Genomic DNA, 22,767 nt, shown 5'->3' on the forward strand with positions numbered 1-22,767 from the left:
ACGAACTTGAAATAAAAAAGCACCCCCTTGGGGTGCCTTCTAGAGCCATTCATAACACCACTTTAGTTGGTGAGGTCATCAAAGAATTTCTTCACGCCATCAAAAAAGCCCTGCTCCTTCGGACGGTGCTTAGCAGCATCTGAGCCACTACCCATAGATTCGTCTAACTCTTTCAACAGCTCTTTCTGGCGTGCCGACAGGTTCACTGGCGTCTCAATCACCACTTTACACATCAAGTCGCCAATTGCACCGCTGCGCACAGATTTAACCCCTTTGCCACGTAAACGGAACATGCGACCGGTTTGGGTTTCGGGTGTTATTTTCAGTTTCACCTTACCGTCCAATGTCGGTACTTGTAGCTCTCCACCCAGCGCTGCCGTAGTAAAACTAAGTGGTACTTCGCAATACAAATTATTGCCATCGCGTGTGAAGATTTTATGTTCCTTTACATGCACTTGCACATACAGGTCACCGGCTGGAGCACCATGCTCCCCTGCCTCTCCTTCACCGCTGAGGCGAATACGGTCACCCGTATCAACACCTGCTGGTACTTTCACTGATAGCGTCTTGGTTTTCTCTACGCGACCATGACCACGGCAATTGTTACATGGGTCACTGATAATTTTGCCTTTACCCGAACATGTCGGACAGGTTTGCTGAACGGCAAAAAAGCCCTGACGCATCTGTACTTGGCCGTTACCATGACAGGTTGGGCAGGTTGTTGGACTCGAACCTTTTTTCGCCCCGGAACCATCACACACATCACAACCCACCAGCGTTGGCACGCGGATTTCAACTTCTTTGCCGCGTACAGCCTCTTCAAGAGTCATTTCAAGGTTGTAGCGCAAATCCGCGCCAGAGCGCGCTCGCGACTGACGACCACCACGTCCACCACCGAAGATGTCACCGAAGACGTCACCAAAGATATCACCAAAATCGGCACCACCGCCGAAACCACCACCACCGCGGTTTGGATCAACGCCGGCATGACCATACTGATCATACGCGGCACGCTTGCGTTCATCCGTAAGCACTTCATGAGCTTCTTGGATTTCTTTGAATTTTTCTTCCAGTGCTTTGTCCCCTGCCGTGCGGTCAGGGTGATATTTCATCGCGAGCTTTTTGTACGCTTTTTTAATCTCGCGTTCGCTAGCGCCTTTATCAACACCTAAAACTTCATAGTAATCTCGTTTTGACATATTTCGTGCTTATCCTACCTTGTACTACTGGCTTCGCCCTTATTTCAGCAAAAAGGCGTAGGCAGAAATCTGCTACGCCTGTGTTTGCAACTGTTTCGTAAGTCTTACCGACTCGCGATTACTTTTTGTCGTCCTTAACTTCTTCAAACTCGGCGTCAACCACATCATCGTCTTGCGACTTCTCTTGAGTGGCATCAGTGGCTTGCTCCGCACCGGCTTGTTGAGCATTCGCTTGGGCGATTTCCATCAACTTAGCTGAGGCCTGAACCAATGCTTGGGTCTTGGCATCAATGGCTTCTTTATCTTCACCTTTGATTGCAGACTCTAAATCACTGATCGCTTCTTCAATCTTCGCCTTTTCATCTGCAGACAATGCTTCACCAGCTTCTTCAACTTGCTTGCGCGTCGCATGAACCATACCGTCGGCCTGGTTACGGGTTTGCACTAACTCTTCAAACTTCTTATCCGCTTCCTTGTTAGCTTCTGCGTCTTGCACCATTTTTTCGATTTCATCATCACTTAAGCCAGAAGACGCTTTGATTGTGATCTTCTGCTCTTTGCCCGTGTCTTTATCTTTGGCAGAGACGTGCAAAATACCGTCGGCGTCGATGTCGAAAGTTACTTCAATCTGCGGCACACCGCGCGCTGCAGGGCGAATACCTTCAAGGTTAAACTGCCCTAAAGACTTGTTCCCTTGTGCCTGCTTACGCTCACCTTGCAATACATGTACGGTTACTGCTGACTGATTGTCTTCAGCCGTTGAGAACGTTTGCGACTTCTTGGTTGGAATGGTCGTATTTTTCTCAATCAGCGCAGTCATTACGCCGCCCATGGTTTCGATGCCCAGCGACAGCGGAGTAACGTCAAGCAAGAGAACGTCTTTAACTTCTCCCGACAATACGCCGCCTTGGATCGCAGCACCAACCGCAACCGCTTCATCAGGGTTAACGTCTTTACGTGGCTCTTTACCAAAGAATTCAGTCACGTACTTTTGCACTAATGGCATACGCGTTTGACCGCCAACCAAGATAATGTCTTTTACATCGCTGACCGATAGGTCGGCATCAGCAAGTGCTTGTTTAACTGGCTCAAGCGACGCTTTCACCATATCTTCAACCAAAGATTCAAGTTTAGCGCGCGTCACTTTTATCGCTAAGTGCTTAGGACCTGATGCATCAGCAGTGATATACGGTAGGTTAACCTCGGTTTGCTGCGCAGAAGATAACTCGATCTTGGCTTTCTCACCGGCTTCTTTTAAGCGCTGCATCGCCAATGGATCTTTACGTAAATCTACGCCTTGGTCTTTCTTAAACTCATCAACCAAATAAGTGATCATGCGGTTATCGAAGTCTTCACCACCTAAGTGCGTATCACCATTGGTCGCCAGTACTTCAAAGGTATGCTCGCCGTCAACTTCATCAATTTCGATGATTGAAATATCGAACGTACCACCACCCAAGTCATAAACGGCAATTACATTGTCGCCAGACTTTTTGTCCATACCGTAAGCAAGGGCTGCGGCCGTTGGTTCGTTAATGATACGTTTCACATCAAGACCGGCGATGCGACCTGCGTCTTTAGTCGCTTGACGCTGTGAGTCATTGAAGTAAGCAGGAACAGTGATAACTGCACCCGTAACTTCTTCACCCAGAAAATCTTCAGCCGTCTTCTTCATTTTCTTCAAGACTTCAGCAGAAATCTGTGGTGGCGCCATTTTGTCGCCCTTGGTTTCAACCCACGCGTCGCCATTGTCTGCTTTAACAATGCTAAAAGGCATAATGTCGATATCGCGCTGCACTTCTTTGTCTTCAAAACGACGCCCAATCAAGCGCTTGATCGCGAACAAAGTGTTTTTCGGGTTAGTAACAGCCTGACGCTTTGCCGGTTGACCCACTAACGTTTCACCGTCTTCTGTATAAGCGATGATCGATGGGGTTGTGCGATCGCCTTCGGCGTTTTCAATAACTTTCGCTTTGTCGCCGTCTAGAACTGCGACACATGAATTTGTTGTACCTAAATCGATTCCAATGATTTTACCCATTGTGTGTCTCCAAAAACTGTTTCAAATACCTGCATTAGTTGTGGGGCCTTTTGCACTAATTTCAATCTGTCCCACAAAAAAAGTTGCTAAATAATCAATTAAACCTGAGTGTCTACGCCACCGTCAGGTGCGCGTGAAACCATGACCATCGCTGGGCGTAATAAGCGACCATTGATCTGATAGCCTTTTTGCATCACGGCTATGACCGTGTTCGGCGCAACATCCGCAGACTCTTGCATCGACATTGCCTGATGCAGCTCTGGATTAAACGCTTCTCCTTGCGGATCAATCAGCGACAGCCCGTTTTTCTCTACCGTGCTCAAGAAAGACTTCATTGTTAGTTCAACGCCTTCGAGTAACGGTTTAATGGCCTCGTTTTCAGCGTCAGCGACTTGGATAGCTCGCTCCAGATTGTCGATCACGGGCAACAGCTCACCAGCAAATTTCTCTAGTGCAAATTTACGAGCTTTAGATACTTCGGCTTCAGCTCGGCGCTTTGCGTTCTCCATATCAGCGCGAGCACGCAAAACGCTCTCTTTTTGCCCATCAATGGTTGCCTGTGCGGCCGCTAATTCAGCTTGTAACGCCGCGATAACCTCTTCTGGGGTTTCCAGTTCGCCTTCTACTGCGCCGTCTTGATTGACTTCAACGTCAACTGACTCGGCAGCGCCTTGGTTTTGTTCGACCTCTGCAGCCTGCTGGGCTTGCTGTTCGTCTTGCACGTCGCGATTTTCGCTCATGCATGCCTCCACTTTCTTGACCAACTTATTCACTTTGGGGGCATTTATGGGGTTAGTTTCAGAGGCTTCAAGGGTTATGCCTGCACTTTTTAAGGATTATTTTGAATTTCGGCAAAAAACAACTGATTAATCACCTATTTTCTGGGTGCCTGCGATAACATTCTGTGCCGATATGCATTATTACTACTCATCGTTGGCGCCAATTAATCACTTATTCGCATAGGATCAGCTTTTTTTCACATCGATAGCAATTGAATGCCATAAGCAGGACGCGTAAAGTGGTCTTATTCACAGTTAACTGCTGAGGTTAAGCGTTCTTCGACGCTATGCATAGGCGGTTTTTTAGAAGTCATTTTATCGCGCATTATGTTTAATTTTTGGACGGTAACTGCAGTCATTATTGCGTATCTTATCGCCCTTTTTGCTGTCGCTTTTTGGTCCGACCGCCGCCAGCGCGAGCATCAGCAACACCCCTATGTGTATAGCCTTGCCTTGGGCGTGCATTGCACTTCATGGGCATTTTTTGGTACTACGACCCAAGCCAGCAATTATGGTTGGGCTTTTATCCCAACCTATTTGGGCATGATCATCGTTTTTGTGATTGGCTTTTCGCTGGTTAAAAAGTTAGCCAACTATTGCCAAAGCCAACAAATCAGTTCGCTCGCCGATTTTATTGGCGCTCGCTACAACAGCCGCTTTAGTCTCGCTGCACTGGTGACTATCATTAGTTTTATTGGTGTTATTCCTTACATTGCACTGCAGTTAGATGCGATTACCTTGGCATTGGCGTTAATTTCCAACGAATCACCCGCGACTACATCAGGCATCGGCTTATATGTAGCCGCGTTGATGGCGTTATTCGCGATTCTGTTTGGTACCCGAACACTCAGCCTGACAGAGAAGCACCCTGGCTTGATGACTACGATTGCATTTGAATCAATCCTTAAACTTGCCGGCATTACTGCGGTGGGCATTTATGTTTGCTTCTTCTTGTTTGATGGTCCACTGGATCTGATTGGTCAAGCAGCTAATCACCCACAAGCAAGTGAAGTCATCTATGCCGACAGTGCCATCGGCGTATTTTTGTGTCACGTTTTGCTGGGTATTTGTGCTGCATTTTGTTTACCCCGCCAGTTTCATATCACCTTTGTTGAAAACAATGGTGATGATGAATTGCGTACCGCGCGCTGGATGTTTCCGCTGTACTTGAGCTTAATGACACTATTTATCCTGCCGATAGCGCTAGCTGGCCATATTCTGCTTGACGGTAGCGGTTACAGTACCGACAGCTTTGCACTCGCAATCCCCATCGCACAAAACCAAGCCACTGTGTCATTAATCGCGTTTATTGGCGGGATCAGTGCAGCCACGAGCATGGTTATCGTGGCCACACTGGCACTGGGGATTATGATTTCGAATAGCCTGGTCACGCCACTCTGGCTGCGCTTCACCTTATCGAGTCGCTCCAAGCAGTCACTCGCCCCAAGCCGTATATTGGCAATCCGCCGGATCACCGTTTTAGTGGTGCTTTCGGTTGCCTACGCCTACCATCTTTATATCAGTCAGTCAGCACCACTGGTGCAAAGCGGCACCATCGCAATGGCATTATTGGCACAACTGGTTCCCGCTTTATTACTGCCGTTTTTCTGGCAAAAGAGTAATGCGCTGTCAGCGTGGATGGGGATCCTTGTGGGAAGTTGTTGCTGGTTTGTCACTATGCTGTGGCCAGCCATTACCTCCACATACTATTTTGCTGCACCGCCCACTGATGCAGCGTTGGGTAATAGCGTGGTACTAAGCCTATTACTTAATCTGCTTACATATTGGCTATTTGCCCTACGTCCATCAGCTGGCATAACAGACACGCCTGCGGATCAGCAATTGTTACCCTCGTTGGTGATCCCAATCGCCGATCTTCGCCACCTTTTACAACGCATTTTACCGGATCCCGATTTCACCCAATTTGCTCAACAAGTTAAAGACCATAGTACTCAAGCGATTGCTAGCGCCCCTCTAGTTATGCACTGCGAACGATTGCTGGCCAGTCAGGTTGGTCTTGCTGGCGCACGGATCTTGCTGTCGACGGTCGCAAGCAAACAAAACAGTAGTATTACAGAACGCGTTGAACTGGCAGAACAAGCTTCGCAGACATTGCAGTTCAATCATGAAGTTTTGCAATCGTCGGTGCAGCATATTGAGCAAGGTATCAGTGTGCTCGATCGTGAGCTAAACATGTTAGCGTGGAACCAACGCTATTTAGAATTGTTTGACTACCCGAGTGATTTTATTAGCGTGGGCAAGCCAATCGAAAGCGTGCTGCGCGCCAATGCCGAGCGGGGTATGTTTGGCGAAGTAAGCGATATCGAGGCCGAAATTAGTAAACGTATTAGTTATATGCGGTCAGGCAGTCGCTACAAATACATCCGTAAACAACCCGATGACCGCACTATTGAGATCAATGGCAGTCCATTGCCGGGTGGCGGTTATGTAACGACTTACTCAGATATTAGCGAATATATCCGCATTCAAGACGAACTAACTGATGCTAAAAAAGGTTTAGAGCAACGCGTTCTTGAACGCACCGGCGAATTGGAAAAAGCCAGGCTTGCCGCGGATCAGGCTAATCGCAGCAAGACTAAGTTTCTGGCCGCGGCTGGGCATGATTTAATGCAGCCCTTCAATGCTGCTGTGCTCTATGCGTCAATGCTTACACAACGTGTTAATACGCCAACGTCACAACAACAGTTACGTGAAATCAGTGATGGGATCGTGCAGTCGCTCAGTAGTGCAGAATCCCTGCTACACACATTGCTAGATATGACCAAACTTGAGTCTGGAGTACTGCAACCGAACGTGTCGGAATTTATGCTAGACGACCTGTTTGCTTCCTTATGTCAAGAGTTTACCGTGATTGCCGCGCAAAAAGGCGTTATGTTGCGCTATGTAAAAACGCAACGCTCCGTAGTATCTGATAAGAAATTACTGCGGCGTATTTTGCAAAACTTACTGTCCAACGCCATTCGCTACGCGCGTGATAGCGAGCGTCCCAGAGTTGTGTTTGGCGCGCGTAAACACGGTTCTGAGCAACTCAAATTAATTGTCGCAGACAATGGACTGGGTATTGATAAGCAACATCAACAGATTATATTCGCTGAGTTTCATCAGTTAACGCAAACCGAAAGTCATCAAGGATTGGGGCTCGGGCTAACCATTGTTGAGCGCATGGCTTCGCTGCTAAACCATGAGATTGGGCTTAACTCAGAGCCCAATGTTGGCAGTATGTTTAGCGTAACAGTGCAACGCGGGCAAAGTGTAAAATCGGTACCTGCATTGTTATCAGTCAAAAACGCCGTAGAAGCCCACAGCGAACAATTCCTTGCTGGTCAAAGGGTGTTATTGGTGGAAAACGACCCACAAATTCAAAAGGCCATCGCACATTTATTGACCGACTGGGGCGCGACGGTGAGCGTTGCAGAATCTGGTAAACAGGTCAGCCAAGTTGCTATTGAAGCGCCTGATCTACTGATTGTTGACTATCATTTAAATGCAGGTGAAACGGGTATTGATGTGATCACGCATGCCTCTGCTCGCTGGCAGCGTCACGTGCCTGGCGTGTTAACCACCGCTAATCGCGATGATAATGTCAAAGATCAAGCGCTAAATGTTGGCCTGACGTTTTTACCTAAACCGGTCAAGCCAATGGCGCTTAAACGCTTACTTAAAAACTTATTGGTCTAAACAGCCAAGCCCTTATTCGGACAGGTTTTAAGACTGCGTGAGACACACTCAGTTGCTGACATAGATCAATAAATTCTTCTGCAAGTTACCCCATACTGACCCTGTAATCTCAATACAGGAAGCCAAAAATGTCGTTAGAAAAACACAGTCTGTTGAAAGAATTTCCCGACCATCATCACACCATTAGACACTTAAAAATGCATGACCTACATTTTGCTAAGCAATTTGACGAATACCATGAAATTGATCATGAAGTGTATACGATTGAGTCAGGTGAAAAAAATACGACTGACCAGTACCTGGAAGAACAAAAACGCCGCCGGGTATTTTTAAAAGACGCGCTATTTCAGCGTGTTCAACAAGAAGAATCATCTCAATAGTCCAGGATTCTCCCGTTCCAACCCTGAAGAAGCACCTTGCTTCTTATTCATCCAAACGGATAGCCGGTAACTCAGTTACCGGTTTTTTTTACTCGTCAGATTGTAGTGCTTGCTTAAACAAAACACCGGCCTGAGTGCGATTGATAACGCCTAATTTCTTTAGAACTGCCGACGCATGTTGTTTCACTGTTGATTCAGAAATATCCAACTCATAAGCAATTTGCTTATTCAATAATCCATTGGCCATCAGATTGAGTACCTTAAACTGATGCGGCGTCAATTGATTCAGCCGGGTGACAAATTGCTCTGCCTGCGGATCGTGGGGTTCTTCTGCGTTAACATCGATATCTGCCGGTAGCCATGTATCTCCATTCAGAATGGCTTTTACTGCAGTTGAGATGATCGGCAATGGCGTTGACTTCGGGATATATCCACTGCTGCCCAGGGTGATTGCGCGCCGAATTAGATTGATATCTTCTTGTGCAGACACCACCACGACCAAGGTATTGGGATAATCCAAACGCAGCTGACTTAACCCCGTCAAACCCTGATTACCCGGCATTGCTAAGTCTAGAAATACAAGCTCGATCTCCGGATGATTTGCCAACTGTTCTTTAGCCTGATAAAAATCCTCCGCTTCATACAGTGTGCCAACAATAATGTCTCCCAGCGCATGTTTCATGGCAGCGCGAAATAGCGGATGATCATCGGCGATCAGAACATGGCAAGCAGAAGATGTTTGCATGGTTACCCTCAAAACAAAAAAGGCGGCCGAAGCCGCCACAACACACACAAGCGAACTTAATAGAAGCGATACCCTACGGTCAAGTGAATTGTGCGGGGATCGCCATAGTAACCAATCAAGGTTGTATCACCGCCCAAGCCTGGACCTAAAGTGCCGTCATCATTGCGAGTGACAAAGTCATAGCCGCCGATCACATATTCTTCATCAGTCAGGTTTTTACCATGTAAACTAGCAAACCAATTGCCTTCTTGGCTTTCCCAGCTAACACTTAGATTCAACATACCGTAGGCGTCTTGCTGGATAAGATCACTGGTTTCAAAAATCAGGTAATCATCACGATGATAATAGTTAGCGCTAAATACAAAATCACCAACACCGCTCTCTAACACGTAGCCTGCTGACAAGTTGTAAGTTAACTCAGGGGTATTCGAAAGACCGATTAACGGTGGGATGGCGTCATTACGTTTGATTTCAAAATCGATATAACCAATGTTTAGACCAAACTGCAGGTTGTCGGTAGCAACATAGGTAAAGTCAGCCTCAACTCCTTTGGCAGAGGTCTCAGCAGCATTACGCAAGCGTTGCAACAGTGCGGTTGGATCATCACTGTTACCTTCAATACCAATGTACTGCCGATCGCTGTGATCATAAGTGAACAAAGCGATATTGGCGCGTAAATTATCTCCCCAATCACTCTTCATTCCCACTTCATAGGAATCTACGATCTCCGGTTTAACGCCCGGTTCATTAATCGTGGCTCGCGGATTAAATGTGCCAGATTTAAAGCCTTGTGAATAACTAGCGTAAAACATCAAGTCTCTATCAACTTGGTACTCTAGGCCTACCCGCGGAGTAAAGCGTGACCAGCTCTCCACCGCTGGCGCATCGAGCACGCCATCGCCGTCACTATCACTACCGAGAACCTGTGGCACTAGGTCTCCCGCTGGACGCTGATAGCCGGGGATCCAATCGCTGTAAGGATAAACATTGGCAAAGATTAAACCGTTATTGACTGTAGCTGACTTTTCCTCATCGGTGTAACGCGCACCCACTGACATGGACAACTGTTCAGTTAAATCAAAATTAGCCTGCGTATAGACCGCCCAGCTTTCGCTGTTATTACAGCCAGTAACTTCACGCGTTAAACCTGGGACACCGAAAGCTGCCCGTCCCAAAAAGCCGAGAACCGCATCAAAGTTACCGCAAGATTCACCATCATACAGATAGACCCCACCCACAATGGAGTAGGCTTCACCACTGTAATTGGCTTGCAGTTCATGCGTGGTATTCTCGTCATCGTATTCGGCTGGAACATCGAAGATATCCAACGCAGTATTATCAAAATCGATATTGGTGGGCGAATAACTTTCACGCGATGAGCCAATATACTTCAATTCAAGATTTTCAGAGAAATCATGCCTGACTAACCAGTTAATTCCTTCAAGGGTGACTTCATTGAATGTAGGTAAGCTGGTGTACGAATCAAACACACTGTCAGGCACCGGTGCATCAGTCAGCAGGCTCGGCATTAAACGATAGCCGCCCTTCGCATTTGAAGTATCTTTGGTTTTATCCCAGCCAATACGGATAAACCAGTCATCCGCCGGACGCAGCTCGACGGATAAACGTGCTGCCCAAAGATCTTTATTATAGTTTTCGAGATCCTGATTGGGGATTGCTGATTGTAAATAGGTTCCAAAGCCGTCACGACTTAAATCAGCATAACCAAAACCTATGTAAAAAGTGTCATCTACCACTGGGATTTGGCCAGTAACCTTAACATCACGCTGGGAGTAACTGCCCACCGTACCTTGAACATTAAAGTTAAGGTCTCCAGTCATCTCTTTGGTGACATATTTTACCGCACCACCAATGGTATTTTTACCATACAGCGTGCCTTGCGGACCACGCAGAATTTCAATGCGCTGGACATCCATGAGATCGAGCACAGCCCCTTGCGGACGTGCGAGGTACACATCATCGATATAAATACCAACGCCTGGCTCATAGCCCCATAGCGGATCCTGTTGACCCAAGCCGCGAATAAAGGCCGTTAATGTAGAGTTGGTACCACGGCTAGTCTGCAACGTTGTGTTCGGTGAAAACTGTTGTAATTCGGTTAACACCGCAATGCCTTTTTGCTCAAGTTCCATGGCGCCAATTGAAGTAATAGCGACAGGAACTTCCTGTAACGATTCGACAGTTTTGCGCGCGGTTACTTCAATGCGTTCAAGCTTTGGATTACTTTCTGCTGTTTCGACAGTGGCTGGATCTTGCGCGATTGCATTGAAACTAAAGCCCGCTAATGCCGCACTAATGGCAACGGCACATGCGCGTTTAGCGAACGGTTGATTATGGTTTTGCTGGTACATAGGGTTGTCCCTTTTTTAATATCGTTAGTGGTTTTAAACACAATTACAGGGCTACGGTCTGGTGTTAAATCTATGTGAAAAAATCGTTAAGGTATGTAGTACGATGGTACTATGGCATAAATCTTCGATCCCGCCACAATGAACTTCGTTTTCAGGAGTCTGCGGTCACAGTACTCAATTAGGAAACTTTACTATGCTCAGTTTAATTGGATTAATTGGCGGCTTAGCGCTGCTTATTTTTCTAACCATACGCGGTATGAACTTGTTTATTGCTGCCCCTTTGTGCGCGCTAATCGTTGCGCTAACCAGTGGATTGCCCGTCTTTCTCGGTGACGGCAATTTTGTCACTACCTATATGCAAGGCTTTACTGGATTCATCGCATCCTGGTTCTTTATGTTTTTACTTGGCGCCTTGTTTGGCAAGTTTATGGAAGATACCGGCGCAGCCGATTCAGTAGCCAAATGGATTGTCGATAAACTGGGGTTTCATCGTGCGGTATTAGCAGTCGTGTTGGCCTGTGCCATATTGACCTACGGCGGTGTCAGTGTGTTCATTGTGGCCTTTTCAGTCTATCCAATGGCACTGAGTTTATTTAAAGATGCCAACCTACCGCGCCGGTTTATTCCTGCCACCATGGCATTTGGTTCCGTCACCTTTACCATGACTTCGGCAGGCTCGCCCGAAATCCAAAACTGGATCCCGATTAAATATTTGGGGACTTCGCCATTTGCCGCCTGGGAAGTGAGTTTTGTGGTTGCGGTATTTATGGCCTTATTCGGTTATATGTGGCTTAAGCGAATGATTGGCAAAGCAGTTGCCAATGGCGAAAGATTCGAAGCTCGCAAAACCGACCCGGAAATCCCGGTGCGCGACTATCCGCATCCTCTGACGGGAATAGTCCCGCTGATCGTGGTTTTGGTTTTATCGTTTACATTGCACGAAAGTTTGGCACAACTTGCATTGATTGTGGCCTTGGGTGGCGGTGTTCTAACCCTGATGGCGATTAATTTTCAGCACTTTCATAACCTTTCCGAAGCTGTCCATCTGGGTACTACGGGTGCCTTGCTCGCCATTGGCAATACGGCTGCTGTGGTAGGTTTTGGCTCGATTGCCAAATCGACAGCAGCGTTCCAAACCACAGTAGAGGTGATGACACAAATTCCCGGCAATGAACTTATCGGCGCCGCAATTGCGGTCAGTGTTATCGCCGGTTTGACTGGCTCTGCATCAGGCGGTCAAGCGATTGCGTTACCCTTGGTTGGTCCACATTACATGGACCAAGGCGTTGATCCCGAAGAGTTGCATCGGATTGTTTCTATTTCCTCGGGGGCGTTAGATTCACTCCCTCACAATGGTTATGTAGTGACCACAATCCGAGCGATCTGCGGTGAAACGCATCAAGCTGCGTATTGGCCTTTGGCTGCTCTGACGGTAGTTGTGCCTACGATTGGCTTAGTCATGGCGATCACCCTGTTCACTTTATTCTAGAGAGCGATTATGCGAGTGTTTAACAACCCTAAGTGGTGTGGAGCCCTGAGCTTATGGGTACTGTTGCTAGTAAGTTTCCACAGCAATGCAGAAACACTATTGACAACGAAGCAAACGTTTACCACTCAGGATTTCACCTTTTTCAACGGTAAAACCCTTCCCCAAGTCAGCGTTGGTTGGGAAAGCTACGGGACTCTGAATGCGCAAAGAGACAACGTGGTCCTGATCACTCATTATTTTACCGGTAACTCTCATGCGGCAGGTAAATATCACCCAGATGACCCTGTTGCCGGCTACTGGGATGCCATCATTGGTCCTGGCAAAGCCATCGATACTGATCGCTTTTTCGTGATCAGTGTGGATTCTTTGGCGAATCTGTCGGTGCATGACTCGAATGTGGTAACCACCGGACCAGCGTCAATAGATCCCACCACTGGCAAACCGTACGGCCTGAACTTTCCGGTCATCACCATGCGCGACTTAGTCAATATTCAAAAACGTGTGCTGGAGAGCTTGGGCATTGAAAAGCTCTATGCTGTGGCGGGGCCCTCAATGGGTTCTATGCAAGCTATTGAATGGGCCAGCGCCTATCCTGATTGGGTACCCCGCTTAATTTCAGTGATTGGAGCTGCGCAAGCCGACCCATGGACCACAACGCTATTAGAGCAATGGGCGATCCCAATTAAACTCGACCCTGCCTGGCACCAAGGAGATTATTACGGCAAAGCCAAGCCCCTGGCCGGCTTAACCGCGACCCTCATGTTTATTACCCAAGACGCCCTCACCCCCAGCTTCTTTCAGCAGCAAGGCGAGCAACTTGGACATTATCCATTGCAATCTGAGCCCCTGATGGATATTAATGCAGAACATACGATTACGGCATGGTTGCGTCAGCGCGCGGCCGAGCGCGCTAAATTGATGGATGCTAATCACCTGCTGTATCTAGTTCGTGCCTGCCAATTATTTTTGGCCGGTCAACAAGGTGATTTAACCCATGGCTTAGCACGTATTCAGGCCAAAACATTGTTGCTACCAGCAAGCCAAGACCTGCTACTTATGCCACACCTTGCCAAACACGCCCATGAACAATTGCAGGCATTGGATAAATCGTCCACCTACCATGAATTTGCTGGTGATTTAGGACATCTTGAAGGTGTTTTAGGCATCGCACAACACGCCGCCACCATTCGCGAGTTTTTGGCCATAGAGTCGCCAACCACTGCTGTAAAATAAAAGTGAGAAATCAGCATGAAAAAATTAGTTCCTACAATAATCACTGGCTTAATTACGCTCTCGGGTGTAACTGAAGCGAGCGAGACACTTCCCCCGTTAGCCCTAGACCTGAGCCAAACCACTGTCAGCGGTTTATCGTCGGGCGGCTACATGGCGACTCAGTTCCATTTAGCCAATAGCAACTGGATCAATGGCGCTGCACTGATTGGTACTGGCCCATATTACTGCGCTCAGGGGGATATTGGCATCGCACTCGGACAATGCGTTTCTAAACTGAATAGCCCTATCGACACTACTGACCTGCTGGCACAGGCTAAAGAATATGCCAAAGCTGGCCTACTGCCAGCGCTGGATAACCTCGCCGATGATCGGGTGTGGATCCTACATGGGACCCAAGACAGCACAGTAAATCGCGGTGCCGCTGATGCATTAGTCGCCCAGTATCAACATTGGGTCACCAATGGCACAGTGACGTACATCGACGACAAACCCTTTGCTCACCACTTCCCCACGGAAGATCAAGGCAGTAGCTGTTCGGTCTCAGAATCGCCCTACCTGGGTGCCTGTGGGTATGACGCTGCTGGTGAATTATTGCAAGCACTGCTGGGAGAACTGAATCCCAAAGCCACAGGGTTACCCGAAAACTTACATCGCTTTGATCAACATGCGTTGGGTGGAGAACCGGCAGATGGGTTGGCCGAATCAGGCTATGTGTATATTCCTACCGCTTGTGCTGCTGAAGACTGTCGTTTACACATCAGTTTCCACGGCTGCAATCAAAACATGCAAGCCGTGGGAGACACATACGCGAGCTCAACGGGATTGAATGCTTGGGCGGAAACTAACCGAATAGTCGTGCTTTACCCGCAAACTAAAACTTCAATGATTATGCCGCTAAACCCGCAAGGCTGCTGGGACTGGTGGGGATACAGTGGTAATAACTATGCAAATTCAGAAGCTGCGCAAGTGGTTGCCATCACCAACATGATTGAACAGCTCAATAGTCGGTCACAACAATCAGGGAACTAACAATAATGACTAGACGCAACATTTTGATCACAGGTGGTGCCAGTGGTATTGGTTTTGGTATTGCTGAAAGCCTAGCAGCAGATGGCCATCATTGTGTTATTGCAGATTTATCGCTAACCGCAGCGCAACAGGCGGCAGATAAGCTTATCGCCTCGGGTGGCAATGCTGAGGCGATTGAAATAGATGTGTGTGACCCACAGCAGGTTGCACACTTACCAACGCAACTGCAAGCCACACCGATTGATATCCTGGTCAATAATGCCGGTATTCAGCACGTGGCAAAATTGGAAGACTTTCCGGCCCACAAATGGCAACAGCTTATCCAAGTGATGTTGGTTGGCCCAGCACTATTAACGCAAGCGTTACTGCCGCATATGCGGCAACAAAATTTCGGCCGGGTCATCAATGTGGGATCGATCCACTCAGTAATCGCTTCACCCTATAAATCAGCCTATGTCGCCGCTAAGCATGGCCTATTAGGTTTTGCCAAAACCATCGCACTGGAAACCGGTAACTGCGATGTCACCATCAATACATTGTGTCCTGCCTATGTGAAAACGCCTCTCGTGGAACAACAGATCGCGGCACAAGCGAAGGAGAATAATCTTTCGGAAGAGGATGTGATCAACAAAATCATGCTGGAACCCATGCCCAAGAAAGCCTTTATCGATATCCAAGAATTGGCTGATAGTGCCAAGTTTTTAATCTCTGCCAGCGCGCGTAATATCACCGGCCAAACACTGATTTTGGATGGCGGCTGGACCTGTCGATAGGCAGTAATCGGGTCAACTAGTGTGCCACTAACGTTGAGGTGGCCCCTCCTCAACCAGTTGGGTGTTAGCCTTGTATTTCGGAAGAAAAAATCAAGATTTGTGTTCCCCATGAAGTATGCTAGTGTTTTGATACTAAAAATCTTCGCAATTTCGCATGACCTACAAAACCGTCGGACTAATTGGCAAACCTGCTCATCAAGGTGCGCAGCAGAGTCTTTCTGCTGTTATTGATTTTTTGCGCGAGCAACACTGTGACATTTTGCTCGAAGAGCACATTGCCAAGGACTTCCCAAATCAAGGGCTAACCAGTTGTAGTTTAGTCGATATTGGTAAACAAGCGGACTTAGCCATCGTCGTGGGTGGTGATGGCAATATGATCGGCGCCGCCCGAGTCTTAGCGCGCTTTAACGTGGCGGTGGTCGGCGTCAATCGTGGTAATTTAGGATTTTTAACCGATATTCACCCGGATGAAATTCAGCAGCAACTGGCTTTACTGTTCGCCGGCGAATCGGTAACCGAGCAACGCTTCTTATTAGAAGTCGAAGTGTATCGCCACGAACAGTTGAAAAGCGCCAGTTCAGCGGTCAATGAAGTAGTTTTGCACCACGGTAAAGTGGCGCACATGATGGAGTTCGAAGTCTACATCGATGACCACTTTGTGTTTTCGCAACGTTCAGATGGCTTGATCATAGCCACGCCAACAGGCTCTACGGCCTATTCCCTCTCTGGAGGCGGACCGATTTTGATGCCCAAGCTTGATGCGCTAACGTTAGTACCTATGTTCCCTCATACGCTAAGTAGTCGCCCTATTGTGGTCGATGCAAACTCGACAGTGTCAATGCGTGTGTCAAAGGTCAATAGCTCTAACCTACAAGTCAGCTGTGACAGTCATATCGTACTTCCGGTCTTACCCGGAGACGAAATCCGTATTCGCAAGAACCCCGACCAATTATCACTGGTACACCCAAAAGGTTACAGCTACTTCACTGTATTGCGCAATAAGCTCGGCTGGGGCAGTAAATTGTACTGAGTCCATTGCGCAATAGCGCATCCAGCTATGTGCAGCACTGCAAGTAACTAACCCTCCCTACTGATTGAATTGAATACCTGTTTGAGGTAGTCCGTGGTTGCCGGTGCGAAATCAAAGCCATTCCCAGTTTTAGACCGCAATACATTTGATACAATACCGACAACTTGTCCGTTATTGTCTAGCACCGGGCTGCCGCTTAAGCCTCGCAAAGTCGAGAAGTCTACGTTAGCCATTTTAACCCGAAGGTTATTACCGTCCGTTTCAATATAGTGACCAGCGTAAGTGTCTTGGTCACACGTTTTTTGGGTGGCGTAGGTACAGCCAACCGCAATCACTCGCTCGTCATTGCTCAATGCCGTTTCACGCATAGTCAGAGGTTTTAAAAAGCCACCAACCTGCGTTTGGTCTAGCTCAAACACTAACCAATCACGTTGTAAGACTAACATGTCAATCGGCTCATTAGGGTCTGCATTGAGCAGTTTGCCCAAGATGATGGGGGCTGAACTTCCTTGATGATGCGCTAGTGACCATTGCTGTACCGCTTGTTCAATACTCACATGTTCCATCTGTGGTGTTTCCGCTTCTAACAGCGCATGTTTTACTGTGACTGCGTACAAGGTGTTGTTGTGTGAAATAATAAATCCATTGCCAACAAATGCTTTGTCGTGAGCTTGGTCATAGAAGCTCAGTTGGTTCTTACCCGAATGTTTAGGTAAGGTAGCAATCCACGCCAATGTCTTCTCAGCGATACGAGTGTCATAACGGTCTCCCGTGTTGTTAGGGTTAAAACGCCCTGAACTTCTGGCACTGGCATATTGCTGTGCATCGCTGTAACGCATAAATGCGTGTTCAGCGCCTTTGATGATGCTTGAATCACTGAATGAATTTCCGTTTGCAGCGACAATAGCGCTTGCCCAGTCGGCGCTAATGGCTTGAATATCAAGCGAACCATGTAGCATCAAAACAGGCGCTTCAATACGCTGCCACATGGATTGGAAATCATACCCATTCATATTGCGAAAAAAGCTGTAGTGGCGGTCAAAAATTTGCTCACCATTGATGGGTAATAAACCACTGTTGAGTGCAGGTTGATTATCAGGCTGGGTGAGGACCTCTTGCCAAGGCATTGAGGTATTTAACCACGTATTCAGAAACGGCTTTACAATGCCCGTGTTGCGTTTTGCTTGTTCAGTAGGTACGTTAAAATGCTTGACCGATTGTTGTGAGTATATGTCGAGCATGTAGTCATACCATGGCTTATACACACCGCCATAACCAATAACCCCCGCAACCGTTTCTTGGTCGGCCATGACCGCACTGTGCAATACTCCCAAAGAATGCCCCCACAAATAGATACGGTTAGGATCTACTTGCTCACGTTGTTTTAGCGCACGCAGCGCATGCACAAAAGCTTGAGATTCCTCGGTAAAATCAATCGAACTGCAATCACGAGGTGACAGGCTGTCACCGACACCAGGCTTTTCGACCCGAAACACAATGTAACCGGCTTCGACAAATTGATTTACCAGCTGTGATAAGGAGCTGTTGGGGGTCATACCTAAATCAATTGAACCACAGGTGTATCCTTGGATATAAAAGATGGTAGGAAGCACTTCGTTGACACGACGTGCTTTAGGAGTATGGACAATTGCGCGGAGTATGTTGCCGGCAAATTCGACTGTTTCGTAACTCACATCCGCAATCTCACTCACTTCGTAGGGGCGAGGTTGCACCCTTCCATCTAATTGCAGCGTCTGGTCTTCACGCGTTACGCTCAAACTAATGGGGTCATCGGCATGCATGTTTTTGATCAGCTCAACTAAATCAGCGAAATGCGACAAGGACTGACGATTAATATGGGTAATTCGATCTCCGATCTTTAATCCCAACGATTGAGCTGTGCTATGCGGAGCAATATGGCCAACCACAACTCCGCCAATATTGTCCGACTGTGCAGGGCCGACCCCCAATAACACCGAGCGTGGTAATTCATTCGCGTGGATGGCGTATGCTAAAAAGAATATGGAACAAATGAGCGTTAGACGCTTAATTGCTGAAATCATGAAGTGGTCTCCGCTTTAACTGCAGTAGAAGTTATGAATTGATGCACAAAATCTAGTGCCAATGGGTTGTGATTGCTCAATTGAAAAATAACACTGCGCACCGCTTTTACATTTTGCTGCGTGGCGTACTTAAGTAGCGCTTGTTCGATCTCGTACTTTCCATATACATAAGTAATGGCTTGGGCAGGCCAGCGTTTTATCCGTGCAATTTCTCGTCGCATTATGTTTGGAGCATCGGGCAAATACCGTTGCCACAAAGCTTCGGCATGATCATCAGGCCAATCGTGGGCGTGAATACCGATATCAATCAACACGCGCAAGGCACGCAACGTGCGCCATTCGAGCGCATATGCATAGCTTGCTTTATCGTTGAATAGACCCATTTCTGGCCCCAAGGTTTCAACATATGCTGCCCAACCTTCTAGCATAACCATTGGCATAGTGATCCCTTTGAGTGAGGGGCATAATGCAATCTGGTCAACCAACGTATGCTGGAAGTGATGCCCAGGAACCCCTTCGTGGATAAATAACCAATCCATATGGGCTGCAGGCAACTCATTGGTTTGTAAGTGATAAATGAAAGTATCACTGGCGGGGTCATAAATACCGGGGGCAGGAAACGCTTTGGGTAAATTGGACGGCACAATATTGACTGGTTCAACTCGTAAATCGAAGCTAAACAGGTGCGGTAAATGAGCGTTGACAATACTTTCTCTTTGCCGAAACGCCTTAACTATAGTGTTGTGCTGGTTGCTCGAAAACGCTTGGTTACCTCCTTTGGGGAGCTGATTTTTTGCCAGCTGAAGGCGCAACAGTTCGACACGTTCGAGCTCAGCATGAGCTATGCCTTGTAATTCGGTCAACGCAACATTTTGCTGTAGCCATGACGCTAACCAGTGCAGGTACCATTCACGTCCATTGGGCATCGGCGTAAAAGCGCCCACATACATCGGCTTGCCCGTGCGCGTCAAACGTCGACGTTCGGTCATCAGTTGTAACTGAAATAGTAGACTCTGTTGAGTAATCGACTGGCAAGCGTCCAGTGGTTCAAGTGCGTGTGCTTGCGCCGTCAATTCAGCAAGCTCCAATAAACTGCGCTGTTTGTCCGGCTGAAACATACGCAGAAATTCCGCAAAGTCTAATTGGACCGGCTGTAGTGGCTGTTGACTAAGTTGGTGCATAATAGCGCCAGCGGCGTTGTCAAATGCATTGGTTGCCGCCGCTGCTACACTCGTCCACCAACTGCCAGCAATAATTAGCAGAAACGTGGTCAGAGTGCGCGCTGAGAATGAAACTAACATGACTTACTCTGACGTATCTTGCTGAGGTGGATTGAACGCGCTCATATCAGCGTTGAACGGGTGTCTAACGACGTCACCGTCACTACGGTATTCATACTGCAACGCTGCGGCACCACCTAGCATTGGACTATTCACAAGCTGACCCAGCTCATTCAATGCCTTCAACCAGGTAATTTCTGTTTGTGCCGGATTGTATTCGATCAGCATATGCCGACTTAACGAACCGTCAGCATTGTACATTGCGTGCTCCACCATATTCCCATACTGGTTAAACGTGCGTGCGTGCTCAAAGATTCCCCAGCTAAACGGGATCTGTTTCCCATAACGGTTAAAACCTCTCATGCCGACTTTGTTGCCATATTCATCATACAAATGCTCGCCAAGGTGTACCATCGGACGGTTGCCCTCAACAGGTTTGCCATCTTTGTCGAATACCTGCCAACGGATAAAGTTACCCTTGTGGTCATAGGTGATCCGATCGATACCCGCTCCTGATTCGTTATTGGTAGGTTCTCCGGTTAGACCTAAATTGCGCATAAAAACCAACTTGTCGTCTCGGTCATATTCGAGCTCAACTTCGTAAAAGGTTAATACCGGACGCAATGGCTGCTGTTCGTCATTCAAATTAAAACGCTTTTCATACACATTGCCATTGGCATGACGCCACTCATAGCGATGAACACTCCACTCGCTTTCCGAAGCATTTCCATGTTGATCAAAGAAACGAAGCGCAATGCGTTGACCATTATCGTTTAACTCATATATCGAGTTGTATACATTGCCGTGCGCAGCGATTTGTATCCCTTCACTATTGTAATAGGTGTGGATTTCGCTATCGTCTGCATAGGCAATATCCACTCTTGGTGCAAACCAGATAAACTAATCCCAGACTTCATTGCCGCGGATCAATGCGTTATTTTGCTGATAGGTAATTCGCGTGATCCGGCCTTGCGCATCTTGCTTGAATTGATAGTGAGCAAAATTGGGTGGCGTGCTTTCATCTATCGGATAAATACCACGGTATGGCGCGTAAGGACTTTCCCGAAACATAATGTGACGAAAGTAAGAGGTTTCATACTGTTCCAGTTTATTGGTAGCGAAGTTTGATTGTTCAGCAGCTTTGCTTATCCCTGGCAGGGATAATAGTAAACTCATGAAGGCGATTACTCGAACGCCTCGGTTGGCGGTAAACATAAAATCTTCTCTCTTATTCGTTTGGACAAGACTAAATTACTTAAAATGCCAAAAACACATGTTAATCTCGCTTGAGATTTACAATGTTAACGTTACGATCACCTACTCTTGGAACCAAAGTTCACTATTGGATGCAGTCATGTATCAAACCTTATTAGGGCTGGTTTATTTTATTGCCTGTAGTCATGCCTTAATGCTGTGCGTGTCATTGTGGCGGCGTTCTGCTGCAGCCTCACCCGGTCGAATATTGGCGCTTGTAGCGGCAGTGATTAGTTATAAATTGTATGAAGGCGGCGTCTTGTACACGGGTCTATATGTTTACCTGTCGCATAGTATGGACTTGTTACCAGGAGAGGTACTTTGGATCGGCCCTTTACTGTGGATTTACGCGAATACCTTGGCGGGTAACCCAATATGCAATCGCAGTGTAATGATTATGCACTTTATTCCGGCAATCGCGTTATGGTTATATAACGCGCCATCGGTATTTAATGGGTCTGAAGCCAAAATCGCCATGTGGAAAATGCTCTCCGAGCAAGCGGAAGTAAACGCTTTGCCGATTATTTTTGTAGCATTGTTTTTGAGCATTAAAATCCACCTTTCGATTTATCTATTTCTGGCCTGGCGTAAAATCAATTTATTCGCCGCCACAGCTTCCAACCTACGTTGAGATAATAGTCAGTCTGTTGTGCAAAGTTTTAGATGGCTTGTTGTCGCCTTTTTAGCGCTAGAAGCTATTTGGGTTAGTTTGTTTATCGCCCAGCAGTTCTGGGATATTGGCACTTTGTCGCTGGTCAGCGATGTGTGGCTATTGTTCGTCGCCGCCATGGTAGTAGGCATTGGCTACATTGGCTTACAGCGCCCTAACCTAGTGTTTAGTCATGAAGAACATAAAATTGCGCAGCACTACACAGAACCGACACACGACGCTCAAACGACGCCCGGTAACGTCAAATATTTTCATTCGGCCTTACCCGAAACCGCAGCGGAAATGATGGCTAAAGAAATTGAACAGTTAATAAATGAGAAGCAGTTATATTTGAACGACAGCCTAAGTTTAACAGACCTGGCTAAAGTTTCCGGCATTAAAGCGCATACTTTATCGCAAGTCATTAACCAAACCATGAAAACTAATTTTTATCAGTTAATCAATTCTTTCAGGGTGCAACATGCCATCCAATTGATGGACAATGAAGCACTGAATTGGACTTTGGAGCGCATTGCGTTTGAGTCTGGATTCAGTAATCGAGTCACGTTCAGCAAAGCATTTAAAAACGTGGCGGGTACCACCCCGTCCTCGTATAAAAAGCAGCAGTCCGCAATCGGGTAATTATTTATTATCAACCTCTACCATGCTTCGCTAGGAGCTAAATCATTGTACCTGAGTCTACAAAAAACTGGTTGCAACTAGCCATTGCTAGGTATTGGCTATAGACTGCT

The 22,767-nt window shown here is 47.2% G+C and carries 18 protein-coding genes; 9 read left to right on the forward strand and 9 right to left on the reverse strand.

From position 1 onward, the window contains the following. Positions 1-62: 62 nt before the first annotated feature. The 3 genes from dnaJ to grpE all read right to left on the reverse strand — a co-directional run bounded on the left by dnaJ (position 63) and on the right by grpE (position 3,980). A complete protein-coding gene (gene dnaJ / locus CSH92_RS14580; RefSeq protein WP_100658379.1) occupies positions 63-1,199 on the reverse strand; it encodes a molecular chaperone DnaJ in 1,137 nt (378 codons plus the stop codon). 118 nt (positions 1,200-1,317) lie between these two features. Continuing rightward, the gene (dnaK, locus tag CSH92_RS14585) at positions 1,318-3,240 is read right to left on the reverse strand and encodes a molecular chaperone DnaK (protein WP_100658380.1); all 1,923 of its coding nucleotides are present in this window, start codon (positions 3,238-3,240) and stop codon (positions 1,318-1,320) included. A gap of 98 nt (positions 3,241-3,338) precedes the next feature. Continuing rightward, the gene (grpE, locus tag CSH92_RS14590) at positions 3,339-3,980 is read right to left on the reverse strand and encodes a nucleotide exchange factor GrpE (protein WP_100658381.1); all 642 of its coding nucleotides are present in this window, start codon (positions 3,978-3,980) and stop codon (positions 3,339-3,341) included. Between the two features lie 366 nt (positions 3,981-4,346). On the opposite strand from grpE, the gene CSH92_RS14595 reads away from it, so the two are divergent. Together CSH92_RS14595 and CSH92_RS14600 are read left to right on the forward strand one after the other, a co-directional pair. Beyond that, on the forward strand, positions 4,347-7,718 hold the full coding sequence (locus CSH92_RS14595; protein WP_100658382.1) for a PAS domain-containing hybrid sensor histidine kinase/response regulator: 3,372 nt from the start codon (positions 4,347-4,349) through the stop codon (positions 7,716-7,718). Between the two features lie 128 nt (positions 7,719-7,846). Next, positions 7,847-8,098, forward strand: a complete 252-nt coding sequence (locus tag CSH92_RS14600) for an HP1242/YdcH family protein (protein ID WP_100658383.1) — start codon at positions 7,847-7,849, stop codon at positions 8,096-8,098. A gap of 88 nt (positions 8,099-8,186) precedes the next feature. Here CSH92_RS14600 and CSH92_RS14605 read toward each other — a convergent pair whose 3' ends face one another. Beyond that, positions 8,187-8,843 (reverse strand): response regulator transcription factor, encoded by a 657-nt coding sequence (locus CSH92_RS14605; RefSeq protein ID WP_100658384.1) that lies wholly within the window; start codon positions 8,841-8,843, stop codon positions 8,187-8,189. A gap of 56 nt (positions 8,844-8,899) precedes the next feature. Continuing rightward, positions 8,900-11,215, reverse strand: coding sequence for a TonB-dependent receptor (locus CSH92_RS14610; RefSeq protein WP_100658385.1), 2,316 nt, complete (start codon positions 11,213-11,215; stop codon positions 8,900-8,902). Positions 11,216-11,408: 193 nt separating this feature from the next. Here CSH92_RS14610 and CSH92_RS14615 point away from each other — a divergent pair, with 193 nt between their 5' ends. From CSH92_RS14615 to nadK, 5 genes are all read left to right on the forward strand, one after another. After that, on the forward strand, positions 11,409-12,704 hold the full coding sequence (locus CSH92_RS14615) for a GntP family permease (protein ID WP_100658386.1): 1,296 nt from the start codon (positions 11,409-11,411) through the stop codon (positions 12,702-12,704). 9 nt (positions 12,705-12,713) lie between these two features. Next, positions 12,714-13,937 carry an E22 family MetX-like putative esterase gene (locus CSH92_RS14620; protein ID WP_100658387.1) on the forward strand — a complete coding sequence of 408 codons (1,224 nt, stop codon included), beginning with the start codon at positions 12,714-12,716 and terminating at the stop codon, positions 13,935-13,937. Positions 13,938-13,952: 15 nt separating this feature from the next. Further along, on the forward strand, positions 13,953-14,966 hold the full coding sequence (locus tag CSH92_RS14625; protein WP_100658388.1) for an extracellular catalytic domain type 2 short-chain-length polyhydroxyalkanoate depolymerase: 1,014 nt from the start codon (positions 13,953-13,955) through the stop codon (positions 14,964-14,966). Between the two features lie 5 nt (positions 14,967-14,971). Further along, the gene (locus tag CSH92_RS14630) at positions 14,972-15,739 is read left to right on the forward strand and encodes a 3-hydroxybutyrate dehydrogenase (RefSeq protein WP_100658389.1); all 768 of its coding nucleotides are present in this window, start codon (positions 14,972-14,974) and stop codon (positions 15,737-15,739) included. 154 nt (positions 15,740-15,893) lie between these two features. Continuing rightward, on the forward strand, positions 15,894-16,769 hold the full coding sequence (gene nadK, locus CSH92_RS14635; protein WP_100658390.1) for an NAD(+) kinase: 876 nt from the start codon (positions 15,894-15,896) through the stop codon (positions 16,767-16,769). 47 nt (positions 16,770-16,816) lie between these two features. On the opposite strand, the gene CSH92_RS14640 is transcribed toward nadK, so the two are convergent. From CSH92_RS14640 to CSH92_RS14655, 4 genes are read right to left on the reverse strand one after another with little or no spacing between them, the layout of a single operon-like run. Beyond that, the gene (locus CSH92_RS14640; RefSeq protein WP_100658391.1) at positions 16,817-18,832 is read right to left on the reverse strand and encodes a trypsin-like peptidase domain-containing protein; all 2,016 of its coding nucleotides are present in this window, start codon (positions 18,830-18,832) and stop codon (positions 16,817-16,819) included. After that, complete coding sequence (locus CSH92_RS14645; RefSeq protein ID WP_100658392.1) at positions 18,829-20,133, reverse strand: DUF885 family protein; 1,305 nt, start codon at positions 20,131-20,133, stop codon at positions 18,829-18,831. The genes CSH92_RS14640 and CSH92_RS14645 overlap by 4 nt, the downstream gene beginning before the upstream one ends. Before the next feature lie 3 nt (positions 20,134-20,136). Beyond that, positions 20,137-20,991, reverse strand: a complete 855-nt coding sequence (locus tag CSH92_RS14650; protein ID WP_100658393.1) for a hypothetical protein — start codon at positions 20,989-20,991, stop codon at positions 20,137-20,139. A 21-nt stretch (positions 20,992-21,012) separates the two neighbouring features. Continuing rightward, on the reverse strand, positions 21,013-21,288 hold the full coding sequence (locus CSH92_RS14655) for a hypothetical protein (protein WP_124916971.1): 276 nt from the start codon (positions 21,286-21,288) through the stop codon (positions 21,013-21,015). 97 nt (positions 21,289-21,385) lie between these two features. On the opposite strand from CSH92_RS14655, the gene CSH92_RS14660 reads away from it, so the two are divergent. Further along, entirely contained in the window at positions 21,386-21,997 is a 612-nt protein-coding gene (locus CSH92_RS14660) for a hypothetical protein (RefSeq protein ID WP_100658395.1), read from the forward strand. 18 nt (positions 21,998-22,015) lie between these two features. Continuing rightward, positions 22,016-22,657, forward strand: coding sequence for a helix-turn-helix domain-containing protein (locus CSH92_RS14665; protein ID WP_100658396.1), 642 nt, complete (start codon positions 22,016-22,018; stop codon positions 22,655-22,657). Positions 22,658-22,767: the final 110 nt, after the last annotated feature.

The sequence above is a fragment of the Neoalteromonas flava genome (assembly GCF_002807685.1).
Classification (GTDB): Bacteria; Pseudomonadota; Gammaproteobacteria; order Enterobacterales; family Alteromonadaceae; genus Alteromonas_E; species Alteromonas_E flava.